The 14,341-nt window shown below is 37.4% G+C and carries 5 protein-coding genes; 4 read left to right on the top strand and 1 reads right to left on the bottom strand.

The window, feature by feature from the left end:
- Positions 1–165 precede the first annotated feature (165 nt).
- The 4 genes from K4L44_07275 to K4L44_07260 all read left to right on the top strand — a co-directional run bounded on the left by K4L44_07275 (position 166) and on the right by K4L44_07260 (position 7,572).
- Positions 166–543, top strand: a complete 378-nt coding sequence (locus K4L44_07275; GenBank protein QZE15625.1) for a hypothetical protein — start codon at positions 166–168, stop codon at positions 541–543.
- A 175-nt stretch (positions 544–718) separates the two neighbouring features.
- A complete protein-coding gene (locus K4L44_07270; protein QZE15624.1) occupies positions 719–4,510 on the top strand; it encodes an efflux RND transporter permease subunit in 3,792 nt (1,263 codons plus the stop codon).
- A 4-nt stretch (positions 4,511–4,514) separates the two neighbouring features.
- A complete protein-coding gene (locus K4L44_07265) occupies positions 4,515–5,723 on the top strand; it encodes a TolC family protein (GenBank protein ID QZE15623.1) in 1,209 nt (402 codons plus the stop codon).
- A 7-nt stretch (positions 5,724–5,730) separates the two neighbouring features.
- Positions 5,731–7,572, top strand: coding sequence for an efflux RND transporter periplasmic adaptor subunit (locus K4L44_07260; protein ID QZE15622.1), 1,842 nt, complete (start codon positions 5,731–5,733; stop codon positions 7,570–7,572).
- 697 nt (positions 7,573–8,269) lie between these two features.
- Here K4L44_07260 and K4L44_07255 read toward each other — a convergent pair.
- The gene (locus K4L44_07255; GenBank protein QZE15621.1) at positions 8,270–14,323 is read right to left on the bottom strand and encodes a T9SS type A sorting domain-containing protein; all 6,054 of its coding nucleotides are present in this window, start codon (positions 14,321–14,323) and stop codon (positions 8,270–8,272) included.
- Positions 14,324–14,341 lie beyond the last annotated feature (18 nt).

The following is a 14,341-nucleotide window of genomic DNA, read 5'->3' as shown; positions in this document are numbered from 1 at the left end:
CAAATCATATATCTTCAAGCCTAAATAATGTTAACATCAATAAAAATAGTGATTACGAGTATTATTATTTTGTGTTTTATTAAAGAAAAACTATTAGTTTTGCTGTCCATTCAGCGATGATAGAAAATGAAAGCATTCTACTCACTCATATTAACCCTTGTGCTATTGGGAACTCAATTACAGTTCTCTTTGGTGACGCATTTTTGTCAAGGCAAAAGAGTAGATACTGTATTGTCTTTCATCGAGAAGGGTGAATTTTGCAGCTCTAAGATGATGCAACAAAGTACGTGTGACAAAACCCAAAACAGATCACTTCATCCTTCGGAGTGCTGTAAAAATCAGATATCCAAACCTCAAACAGACAATCACAATACTACCATATCTCATATTGAGATCTCCAATATAGGGGCAGTCTTGACTGTTTTACTATGGAGCGTTTGGAATTTATCACAGGAAGATACTCGTACTGCATTTCAAGTACTATCTCCTCCTCCTCTCTTAAACCAAAGTCGACAGATTCTTTTTCAGTCATTTTTACATTAACTAAGTTATTTTATTCAAAGTGAATAGAATCACTATAGGGAACGTGCACCCATTGTTTTCTCCCTTTTATGTGAAACTATTTCTCTAAAGCTATTCTAAGATTAGAACAGTTTAATCTGATACTTGTATATTAATATAGGTATAGAAGCATATATATGAATAAAATATAATAGAGATGAAAAAGACAATTTATTTCTTTCTAAACAATCGCATATTTGTATGGTTGCTCATGGGGATAATTATCGCATTAGGACTTGCGATCTCTCCATTCTCACCACAGCGTGACGGAGCAATCAACAAAGTCTCTGTCGATGCCATTCCTGATATTGGAGACAACCAACAGATTGTATATACTAAATGGGCAGGTAGATCGCCTCAAGATATAGAAGATCAAGTAACTTACCCATTAACTACCACCCTTTTAGGTATTCCTGGGGTAAAAACAGTACGTAGTGCCTCTGCATTTGGGTTCTCCACTATTAACGTTATTTTTAAAGATAAGGTAGATTATTATTGGAGTCGTACTCGTATCATAGAAAAACTAAATGCATTGACACCAAATACCCTTCCAGAGGGAGTAAAACCTACTTTGGGGCCTGATGCTACCGGTTTGGGCCAAGTCTTCTGGTACACTTTAGAGGGAAAAGATTCTAAGGGAAATAATACTGGTGGTTGGGATCTTGCCGAACTACGATCAATACAGGACTATATCATCAAATATAGCCTGATGTCTACACAAGGAGTATCAGAGGTTGCCTCTATTGGAGGCTTTGTAAAAGAGTATCATATCGATCTCAACCAAGAGGCGATGCGAGCGTATAACATATCGCTTAATCAAATTATCAAGGCAGTAAAAAACAGTAATATTGATGTTGGTGCTCAAACCATGGAAATCAATCGTGCGGAGTATTTTATTCGTGGGTTGGGATACATTAAAAACCTCGACGACCTAGAGAATGCACTGGTTACAAATGGAAAAAATCAAGTACCTATCTATCTAAAACAGGTTGCTCATCTCTCTCTTGGTCCTGCAAATCGTAGGGGTATTTTAGACAAAAATGGTACCGAGGCTGTAGGTGGTGTCGTTGTAGCACGTTTTGGTGCAAACCCTATGGAAGTGCTTCAAAATCTGAAGAAGAAAATTGAAACACTTTCTCCTACACTGCCAACAAAAACCCTCTCAGATGGAACGATTTCAAAGATAACCATCGAGCCTTTTTATGATCGAAGTAAATTGATTCAAGAAACCCTCTACACCTTGAAAGATGCACTCTATTTGGAGATATTAATTACCATTTTGGTAGTGGTAATTATGTTGCGGAATTTAAAGACCTCGGTAATTATCTCAACCCTTCTACCACTATCGATATTGATTGTATTTATTGCGATGCGATATTTTGGTATTACAGCCAATATTGTATCTCTATCAGGAATTGCAATTGCCATCGGAACACTTGTGGATATTGGAATAGTATTGGTAGAGAACCTCATCAAACATATACACTATCCTGAGAATAGAGACAAACGTTGGTTTGATGTTGTGTGGCTCTCAACTAATGAGGTCGGATCAGCTATTATTACCTCCATTTCGACTACCATTGTCAGCTTTATCCCTGTTTTTTCATTACAAGCGGCTGAGGGGAAGCTATTTCATCCATTGGCTTTTACCAAAACATTTGCTCTTTTAGGTGCACTAATGGTAGCACTCTTTATTCTGCCTACCATTAGTTACTATTTCTTCAAGAACGAATTTGAGAAGAAGGCGTTGAAGAAAAAACAAGGTCTTTTTATCGCGGGCTTACTCATCGGTCTGACTATTGGGGTGTGGATCTCTCCTATCTCTTTTTTATGGTCTATACCAACTCTAATTCTTGCTATTTTCTACATTCTTAAAGCACTATACCCGAACTATGATAAGAAGTTGTCACAAATCCTTCAGGTATTGGTAATAGTGATGATCACGGTTCTTTTAGCATTGGCATGGAATCCATTAGGATATCAACACTCTAGACTATCCAATATATTTTTCGTTGCTATACTTATATTCTTTGTGATGGGAGGCTTCAAACTATTCGAACGATACTATCCAAACATACTAAGATGGTGTTTGAAACATAAAAAACGATTTCTAACAATTCCCTTAACCCTTGTCCTGATTGCATTCCTAACATGGCAAGGATTCGAGTCGACTCTAGGAGCTCTTTTTTCAAACATGTCTAAAGTGCAACATAGTACTGTATACCAGTCGTTAAAGCATTACTTTCCAGGTATTGGTAGTGAATTTATGCCATCTCTGGATGAAGGCGATTTTCTTTTAATGCCAACCTCTATGCCTCATTCTGGAGTCCAAGAGAATCGAAGAGTGTTACAACAGTTGGATATCCGAACCAATCAAATTCCAGAGGTAGATGGTGTGTTAGGTAAAGCTGGACGTATACACTCAGCATTGGACCCAGCCCCTCTCTCAATGTATGAGAATATTATTCATTATAAGGATGAATATTCGCGAAACAATCATGGAGAAGTTTTACGATATAAGGTGGATAAGAACCAACGCTTTATGCTAAGAGATAGTACAACAGTCTCTAAAGATAGCGCATATGCGATCCCTCTGTCCCACTTCATAGAGATCCAAAGTGGAGGAGAACCTGTAAGACAATGGCGTCAAAAAATACATAGCAAAGAAGATATATGGCACGAAATTACCCATGCAACAAGATTGCCAGGTGTCACCTCTGCTCCTAAACTTCAACCTATTGAAACCCGTATTATTATGCTTCAAACAGGGATGAGGGCTGCTATTGGGATTAAAATATTAGGAAATCAACTAGATAGTATCCAATCTTTTGGTCTATCCTTAGAGAAAGTATTACAGAAGATGCCACATGTCGTTCCCTCTTCCGTTTTTGCTGATCGAATTGTTGGAAAACCATATCTTCTTGTGGATTGGGATAGACAACAACTCGCACAATATGGTATGTCTATAGGGGAAGCCCAGAAGCAACTGGAGATCGGATTGGGAGGTGTGCCTTTAGGTAAAAGTGTCGAAGGAAGAGAGAGATACGATATACGTATCCGTTATAATCGAGACGACAGACAAGATGCTGAAAGCATCAAACACCTTCTTATTTCTAATTCGAGAGGCAAACTTTACCCTATTGGGCAATTGGCAAAGATTAGATACAAAGCAGGTCCTCAAATGATTAAGAGTGAGGATGGTTTTCTTATTGGTTATGTCATCTTTGATGTTCAGAAAGGAATCTCTGAAGGCGAAGCTGTTGCCCTAACCCAGAAACTATTAAATAAACAGATTGAGAACCATCAGTTGCATATCCCTTATGGGATACACTATAAGTTTTCGGGAAATTATGAGAACCAAGAGCGTGCATCCAAACGTTTAGCAATAGCAATCCCTGTCTGTTTGATATTGATCCTATTGATTTTGTATCTACAGTTTCACTCTATAGGTACTGCATTAATGGTTTTCTCAAGTATTACAGTAGCATTCTCGGGGGCATTTATTCTTATAGGACTCTATAGTGCTTCTGGCTTCTTAGATATCCATGTTTTTGGAATCCATCTGAGTGAAATTTTTCAGGTTCACCCGATCAACTTAAGTATTGCAGTATGGGTCGGTTTTATCGCACTTTTTGGTATTTCTACCGACGACGGGGTGCTTTTGGCAACCTATCTAGACCAATCGTTTGAAAAACGCAAACCAAAAAACATCGAAGAGATACACCAAGCTATTGTAATGGCGGGAAGAAAAAGAATACGTCCTGCATTGATGACTACAGCCACGACTATCTTGGCCCTATTTCCAGTCATTACCTCTACAGGACGAGGTTCGGATATCATGTTGCCTATGTCGATCCCGTCGATTGGAGGTATGGCAATAGCACTGATTGCAGTATTTATTGTACCAGTCCTTTATGGTTGGAGAGCCGAGAGAAAACTAAAAAAATAGTACGATGAAAAAGATAATATTAGTCATATGGATATCACTTATTGTAGGAAATATCTCCTATGGTCAGTCGTTGGAACACTATGTGAATAAAGCACTTCAAAACAATATGCTTCTTCGGGCGAAACAACAGCGTATTGAGCAGAGTAAACAGGATGCTAAGGCGAGTGGAATACCTACTGATCCAATGCTTCAAGGTGGATACTATATATCTCCTGTTTCCACCAAAGCGGGAGATATGCAAGGTCAAATTGGTGTAGAACAACAACTTTCTTGGTTGGGAACATACAAGGCTGAAAAGTCGCTTTATCAAAGTAAAGTTCAGATACAACAGAAAAGTTACGATCAATTAGAGAGAACGATCACCTATCAAACGCAAATTGCTTATTTTCAAGTAAAGAGATTGAATATAGAGAAACAGCTTTATCATTTGGAACAAAGCAATTATCAAAAGCAGAAAGAATGGCTCACTCAGCGACTTTCTACTGCTAAAGCATCTCAACTGGATATCTTAAGATTGCAGTTACAGATAGATGAATTGTCCACAAAGATAGAGATAACCCAAAATAGTATTGTTGCTCAAACAGCAGTATTAAATCGATGGGTTCATGGTACTGATAATCTAGAAGTAGCAACAGACTCCATATGGAGATCAATAACATTAACTCAACAAGAGATTATAAGCAATCCTACCATTCAAACAATGGATGCCCAAGCACAATCTCTCAGACTACAACAGAAGTGGATAACAAAAAATAGAATGCCTAAAATACGTCTCGGATTAAACTATACATTTATTACTCCATACGATAACACTGCGATGAGTGATAATGGACAAGATGCTATTATGGTAAAGTTAGGAATATCCCTTCCTGTATTCTCTAGTAAGAAAGCAAAAGCAGAACATCTTAGTGTTCATGCCCAGCAAGAGAGTCTTGAAATGAGAAAGCTAGATCAAACACGAAACCTTCGCTCTCAATGGACCGAGACCAGTAAAATGCTCCAAAATAAACAAGCACAAATATCTCTGCTACATAAACAGCTAGATACAACAGCAAAGGCACTTGTATTGATTGAAACTGCTTATTATGCTGGAGAAAGTACCTATCTTGAATTTCTTAGACTGGAAGAGCAGCAGCTTAACCTACGCATTACACTTGCTAAAAGTCAAGCAGATGCACACGTCCTTTATGCTAAATTAACCCTTTTAAAATAACGACCAGATGAAAAAGATATATATCGTCATACTTATAGTTTTGGGATTAGGAATTTTTATTGGATCACGATTCCAACATTCCGATAAAAACAAAGAAGAGATACATACTCACACAGAAAAAGTTGCCGAAGTATGGAGTTGCTCTATGCATCCCTCTATTCGACAAGATCATCCTGGCAAATGTCCTATTTGTGGAATGGATTTAATTAAAATAGAAAATGACAAAATGGAACTCCCACAAGAGGGAATCCATCTCTCTGAAGAGGCAAAAAAACAGGCAGAACTAGAAACTTTTATGGTAGAAAAGATGCGTCCTTTTAACTCTCTCTCTCTTACTGGACAGATAGAGATCAACCCAAAGGAAGAGAGGACGCAGAGTGTTCATCTCACTGGACGTATCGAATCAATAAATGTTAGCTATGAGGGGGAATATATTAAAAAAGGAGCAATCATTGCAACACTATACTCTCCCGAATTGATCACTGCTCAAAAAGAGTTAATTGAGTCGAAACAGAACCCAAGGTTAAAACAGGCATCAATAAAAAAACTAGAGCAGTGGAAAATTAATAAACAACAAATAGAGAAGATAGAACATAGTGGAGTGGTAATTCAAAACTTCCCTATTATAGCAGAACATAGTGGTTATATTTCCAATTTGAATATTCATACAGGTGATTATCTTAAGGCGGGACAAAAACTATACAACCTCAACTCTTATCAAAGTGTATGGGCTATATTGGACTTATATGCTCAAGACCAGAAACAAGTGGCTATTGGGGACACCATTCTCATTCATGCGACTGCAAATCCTAGCCTAGTACAAACCGCAACGATCTCATTTATTGCTCCAACATCTAATAGTACGGATCACACCACTATTGCAAGAGCTGTGATACAAAATAGAGATCGTGAATGGAAACCCAATACTTTTATTCAGGCCAAATGGAATACTTATGCCAAAAAGTCGATGGTTGTTGTACCCAAAAGTGCTGTGATGTGGACTGGACAACATTCTATTGTTTATGTCGAGAATGAACAGGGAAACTATATCGCTCGAAATGTAGTATTAGGTCCACAATATAACCAGATGTATGAAGTTGTTTCAGGACTCCATGTCGGAGAAAAAGTGGTTAAAAAAGGTACTTTCATTATTGATGCGAGTGCAGAGCTTGCTCATAAAAGTAGTATGATGAATCCTCCAAAAGGACATTCCACTCACCATGCGATGAAAATGGTGAATAGTGAAGCTACTATTTCAGTGAATGGGAAATGTGAGTTGTGTAAAAAAACAATTGAGACAGCTGCAAAATCCCTTACAGGGGTTACTAATGCAACATGGAACAAAGATAGTAAGAAGTTGAGCCTCCACTATATGCCTAAAATGGTATCCTTAGATCAAATAGAACTTACTATTGCAAACAAAGGATATGATACTCAAAACCATAAAGCAAAGGATTCTATATACAAAGCACTACCTAAATGTTGTCAATATAATAGACATAGTCTCGATGCAAAACACACTAAAATAAAAGAGGTAAAGAAATCATCTAATGACGACGCTTCTCTCCATGCAACGAAGATGAAAACAAAAAGCACTATCATCATTGTTAATGGTAATTGTGGGATGTGCAAAAAAACGATCGAATCTACAGCCAATGCGGTTTCAGGAGTAACTAGTGCGAAATGGGACAAGAGCAGTAAAAAATTGTCACTTCAATATATGCCTAGTATGGTTTCTTTAGATAATATAGAGAAAAACATTGCAAACAAAGGATATGATACTCCAAATTATAAAGCAAAAGATTCAATATACAATCAACTTCCTAGTTGTTGTCAATATAGAAAATAAAGTTAATGCCCTCTCCTTTATGGAGGGGTTTTCATTTACATTAAAAAAGGAGATTCTCCTATAGTAGATTGCAAATAATGAACTAAGGATATAGTTTCAATTGCACTTTATTTTAATAGAAAGAAAAAATAACCTTCATAGTATTTAAGACAATCATTTTGAAGTGATACGATTATGAAAATGTAGTTGTCTTAATAACGTTTTTTTTTTTTACAGAAACTTAGGATCTTGTGAGGCTTCTTGATAAAAGTTTACATGATACGTTATTATCAAGTTTTACATAAGAGGATGTCAATTCTTTAAAGTCTGAGTTAAAATATTCAAAAATATAGTATTTCTGAATATTAGATTGCAAACAATGAACTAAACACATAGTGTTGCAGAACACACTTCCATTTTACGTAATAGATATAGAGTATATCTTTTTTATAGATATATGAAGTTTTTATTTACTTATGCAGGTTGGTTGCATAGATTCCTTCTATCTTGCTGCAAGTTGATGATATATCAACAAAGATATAAGATAATTATATCAGTAGAAACGTCTTTCTACCAACAACAAAGACCTCATTATTACACGAGTGCTCTATCATTCGGGAGCACTCGTTTTTTTAGAAAAAAAACTCTCATCAAAAAGAAAGCAGAACCTTCAATCAAGTAGGTTCTGCTTTCTTTAATTTTGATTCTTAAATAAAATCTACCCTTTCTTTATAAGTTTTACAATTGAACCGTATTGGGTATCTCGTAAAAGATAGATTCCTGGAGGAATGGACTCCAGTGAAAAACTCTGTTTTACATCAACCTTCAAATACTTTACTACTCGACCACACAGATCCACCAATTCATATGTGTGCGACTGTTTATCATGAACAACCACTGTAATGGTAGAAACAAAAGGATTTGGATATACTGATGTTGTACCTCCATCCATAATACGAACAGAAGTTGCAATTTTGGCTGTTTTCATCAAATCCACAGTTCCTAGAGATGAGATAGAAGATGCACTAGGTGCAAAACATACAAAGAATTTATCTTTATACCCCGTCAAATCAATCTTATGAAAATCTTCTAAAGGAGCCCATTGACTATAACGATCTCTTCTATATAGATACGCTTTAGAGATATCTCCATCAATAAAACCATGATGCTTGTCTATTAATGTCATGGACACCTTCGGTGCATCGGCTTTTGTCATTGCAGTCATTTCGATCACAGGGCTATCATACTCTTTATAGAATCCATGATCTTTCAATAGACGCAACTCATCCCAAATACCTTCATTTTTATATCCAAGATAATACGCTAAACCTTGGCGATCAAAACCAGAAAGGGTTAATTGGATACCAACTTTTTTCTTTTTCAGACTATCTGAAGCATTCATCTGTATCACATATGGAATGGTGTGATCAGCAATGATAGAACTTTTGGAGATTTCTTGAAGTCTAAAATCGATCCATCCATTCTGCTTCGAACCATCATTAATCCAATACTCATACTTGGTTTTAACGTCACTCTTTTTCAAGACAAAATCAAAATAGGTGTAATCTTCAACTCCTATCTCTTTACGGAATGTAGCATCATCTGCAACTTCTAGCGCATAATCATTCCAATTAGAAGTCCCATTTTTTCCTAGAGTAAAAGTCAGGTTCTCTCCTAGCGCAATATCTGCATTTCTAGCAGTTATTTGATCCAATACCTTTACTGTTGCTTCAATACGTAACATATGTGTGCCTGAATGATCTAAAGAATACATATTTAATGAAGATTGAATATGTTGTGTTTCATCACCAACAAATTTAAACCTTGCTTGATCTGATAAAAAGTTCCCATCACCAACAATATCTTTATGTATTCTTATATTCGCATCAGAAAGGTCGAGCGTAGCATTTTTAGTCAACTCTAAACTTTGGCACTCTAACTTGTCTAAGGTAGTCATCCCACTGTAAGTTCTCACAACACCTGAAAGGATCTTTACATCCCCATCCACTTTGATCTCTTTGTTATTTACACGAGAACAAAGTGTCAATACATCTGATCCGATATCCACAGTTAAGGAGTTCATATGGACATAACTTCCCTGTTTGCTGCAGACCAACTTATGTTCTCGCCCACTCTCCACAAATTTCACCGAACCATTAAAACCTTTGCTCCAAGACTTTTCAGACAAACCAAACTCCTCTTTTACAATGAAATTCACCTCTTTTTTCGTAAAACTATTTGCCATAGAAGTCGAAAATAGAGCCTTTCTAAAGGTAAAATCTCCTTTGATAAGCTCATATTGGCCTTTCACCCAATCACTTCCAATCTCATGAGCCATTACATCAACATTAAAGCTTCCTTCATTCAGAAGAAACAGGCTTCCATGGTCAGAATATAACGTATTTCCCACTGTTAAAGAACCTCCATAAATAAAGATATTTCCTTTTGTAGATAAATCTTTTACGACCACCATTTGTGCCTTATTTTCCAATCGTAAGGTACCATTTAAAGACACATTTCGCCCTACTTGTAGTTTTCCTTTAGAAGCCAATGTTAGTGAGCCATCAAGTTGTATACTTTGATCTACCTCAAGATTTGCTCCTTCTGCAATATTCAAACTTCCACTTTTGCTCAATTCAATAGAACGTGCATTGGCTTTCGTAGAGATAACAGGATAGTTTGGGGCTCCATCTCGAATCTTAACATCAATGGACGACGAAGGAACTTTATGATCATCCCAGTTGTCCACTTCGTTCCATTGATTCGAATAAGTTCCTTTCCAAAGCCCCACGATCTTTACCGTAGGATCGATATTAATTGTATAATCTTCTAGATGTGCCTTTCCAATATTCTGATCAAAAGAGAAGTTGCTTTTCGAATCATAATAAGCAATTCTTAATAAGGTAGGTCCAAATACAGGAGTGGACACATTCATCTCAAAGGACAATACTCCATTCGTTTCGTTCGCTTTCTTAGAGCCATAGATTTCATTACTTTGATCCAGATACCCATCGTGATTTAAATCGATCCATACCCCAATTGTTCCATCTTCTACATCTTTAGGACAATCATACTCCACCTGTAATACATATGGAAATCCTGGAGATAGATTGGCTGTCATCGCTTTAAAATTGTGGAAACCTCCTACTGCTCTTTCTGCACGATTGTCTAGATCTGCAAGCATCACACCACTCAGTGCCTTTACAGGACTCTTTATTTGTGCCGTGGGATAGTCTCCCTCTTTTAATGTCGTGATAGAGATAGAATTCGACCCTCTCTTTTCATAGGCAATATGCTCTCCTTCGTTCACATAACGATATACCTTATAGTTATATTGGGTATTTGCATTCAAACCAAGATGTTCAAAACGCTTCTCTTTCGACTGAAGATATATGACATGATTCGAAAGAATCTTACCATTTTGTGGAGTTGCTATTGGATCATCTCCTTGACTCCAAACCAACAGATACCCCCATACTTGATCAGAACTCTCTTCCGGAATAATATTTAAATCAATACGATGACTATAAGCAACATTCTTCTCAACAGTAATGGTTCTAAGCTCTGGAAGCACTCCATAAGTACGAACCACTTTTTCATTTCCATATGACAACCCTTTTTCATTAATGACATATGCTCTATAATGGTAACTGGTATTAGATTCCAAATCGGAGACAATTATTTGATAATCATCTATATTTTTCTGATTCGAAGCCAAACGAATATCCTGCAAAGTAGGATCCTCATTCTTGCCAATGACCACTCCTTTCTCTAATACTTGATCCATTGCAGCCCCCAAATCACGTCCTCCAATAGTGATGGTGTTCATTCCAATGGCAGAAGCCTCTTGGGTCAACACCGAAGCTATTCCTGACATCGCCACCAATGCATAATCTTCCACCTGTCCCTTTTCAGGAGCATAACAGGCATCATCAATGGTGTTAGATGCCTTATCTACAATAACACGAAGACGCAACTTTGTGCAGATCTCGATATCTTTGGGAATACTCAAAAGAAATGCTACTTTTTTCTGCTTCCCCTCAAACTCATAACACATCTCGTCTGCAGTAAAATGATTGTCCCCATTAAAATCACAATAGACTTTTCCATCTTGTTCCTCCCCTGTTATCAGAATCTCCATGTCTGAATTTGTTCCAGGAGAGACATAAAAAGGAGTTTTCGACGTAAAGTCCTGATACCCTTTATCCGATGACGCATCTTGTGAAGTGATCTTTTGTTTTCCTATCTTCACTGATAAAATTCCCAAATTATCAAACCATTGCAATGACTGCGTTGCGCCAGTACAATCAATAGCTCCGACCTCTTTAAAAAGAGCCACGGCATCCTTTTTTGTGATTTTATGTGAACCGTAATCATTGGTAACCTCCAAAGATACAGTATAAAGCCCTTTCTCTAGGTATTTTACTTTAGGATTCTGAGAGGTGGCCGTAGTTCCTTCTAAAAACTCAATCTTATCGGTTCCAAAATCCCAAAGCCAGGTATTTGGTCGATAACTAGAACGATCTTTAAAAGAGATCACCCCTTCTTTGTTGTCTATGCTCATCTTGGATCCTAATACATCAAATTTGGCTTTCGGTATCGAGTGACATCCAGTGATTGTGTATGATTTCGAGATTGGATATAACTGATCTCCACTGATAGTCACCATCACATCACTCATATCATCTACCCCATCAAAATGAAGTGTCTCTGTTGCTTGGGTAATCTTTTTCTTTGCAAGAATATTCTCTCCTTGAACCACGGTAATAATTCCCCCCACTTGAGAGATATCCTTTACCGTGATCTCTTGATCCCCACAAGAGAGGTTTTCAGGGAAAGTTGCTGTCACCTTTGTTGGTTTAGCTTTCCATATTTTCATAGAAGGATCTCCAAAAAGATGGAACAGTCTGTAAGTATAAATTCTAGAGGTATTTCCTGGAGCCCATGTCTCATCCATTCTTAGGAGTCCCAAATTCAAAACATCCCCTAGCGAGGTGGTAGCATGATCAAAATGATGAGGATGTGGGCCAACTACCCCCGCACCATGACCAAAAGAGGGATTAAAACCAGGGTTAGGCCAAATCGATTCGAACATTCCTAAAGCCAATCCATCGTTGTTTCCAGAAAGAGAGTAATATGAAGCAGCAATCACTGCCACTGCTCCCCCATTCTCTTTACGTAGAAACTTCTCAGCAAAACACTCTTTTAATTGAAATTCTCCCGTATGACAGTTAATCGAAAATACTACGGGTAGTTTATCTCCATTCTTTAAGTCGTCAATCTGATTGGTTAAAAACTCTGGGTGTGCCCATCCCGTGCCTCCAGCATATCCATGATCTCTATGGAGTAGATAAAATTTCCCTTCATCAATAGCCGCTTTAATATTCTGATGCGAACCATTCCATTGAAAACCATTTGCCTTTAACAGTTCTGGAGCAATAGCTTCACCATTGGAAAACATTCCATTATTAAAATGTGTTGGGTTCACTCCTCTACTAGCATAATATATTCTCTGTACATCATAACCTTGATTGATCATATAGTCACGAACATCTTCACTGGTATGGCAAAAACGACGAGTAGCATATCCATCCCTCTCATCATCCTGAAATTGTGCACAGTTCAATCCATTCTGATAGAAATTCTCATCCTCAATTGGATATTTCTCATAATTGATAATTTTATCCACCACCACTTTTGCCTCATTTACGGAGGATACTGAAAGACGACCTTTGGCCATATCAGGAGTAAAATCAGCAGCACCATCCATGCAGACATAGCTTAAATCAGAATAGAAATCATCCCCATCTGTTGCTTCAAATTTACGAGCAGGAACATCTTCATAATCCCCAATAATCAACAGATATTTTGGCTTCTCATTCCATGAATGATATCTAGAATGAACTGCTTCTTCTACCTCTTCTACCGTCCATGTATCTTTCGAAACCACCTCTACTGAATGTCCCATACATGCTTTCCATGAAGCAAAACGTTCGGCTTGCGCACGAAATCGTTCTGTTGTAACCAAGATATAGTCCTTGTTGTTGCCATTCGCCATATTGGGAATATTTGCAATCGGTATAACATCCTCTCCATTGATTGCCATCCCTTTTAACTGAGAAGCAACTGCATCTGATTCGTTCAAAGAGATCGCATCATTTTGTCGATGAAACTTATATGTCAAATTCGAATATACTCTTAATATCTTTCGCTTAGGGTTGTATTGCACAGGACTAACATTCACCTTTAATATGCGAGCTGAACGCATCTGCTGATCCGTAGAGATCGAAACAATATTTTTGGGAAAGAAGGCATCCTTCTCATATATCTCACGATCTTTCTCAAATTCAGGTTCAGGAGCTCCCTCTGTATCGCGAGCTTGTTCTAACGCAGGATATATATCGACCCCTTCATAATCGCAGTAGGTCAAATTCCCCATCTCTATAGATATCGATTCTCCTTTACTTGCAAGAAAATAGTCTGACTTGATAGGTAACGAAGGCGCTCCCACTTTGGTGGACATATTCAATCCGTCAATATGGAGAAGACGATACATATCTCCTAAAGCTTCGTGACGACTCATAAAAGCGCCATCAAAATGATAATCTACTACAAACTGAGTCCCCTCTTTTCGTATGTTTAAATGGGGTTTAGTACTCTCTTCTATCCGAGCCGACTTCTTCCTATGCTTTACAAAAGGGAGATAGTCATTCTTTGCTTCTGCACGGATAAAAAAGAGCGTAAACAAAACGCTTAGTAAAATTTTATGCATACAATTATATTTAATGTT

This window comes from Prolixibacteraceae bacterium, from assembly GCA_019720755.1.
GTDB lineage: Bacteria > Bacteroidota > Bacteroidia > Bacteroidales > Prolixibacteraceae > Halosquirtibacter > Halosquirtibacter laminarini.
The sequence above is the reverse complement of the archived record's forward strand: the minus strand, read 5'-3'. Positions and strand labels throughout refer to the sequence as shown.

Bases quoted from the DNA above. Each gene is read 5' to 3' on its own strand.
- K4L44_07265 (QZE15623.1), top strand. From the start codon at position 4,515: ATGAAAAAGATAATATTAGTCATATGGATATCACTTATTGTAGGAAAT.
- K4L44_07260 (QZE15622.1), top strand. From the start codon at position 5,731: ATGAAAAAGATATATATCGTCATACTTATAGTTTTGGGATTAGGAATT.
- K4L44_07270 (QZE15624.1), top strand. From the start codon at position 719: ATGAAAAAGACAATTTATTTCTTTCTAAACAATCGCATATTTGTATGG.
- K4L44_07255 (QZE15621.1), bottom strand. From the start codon at position 14,323: ATGCATAAAATTTTACTAAGCGTTTTGTTTACGCTCTTTTTTATCCGT.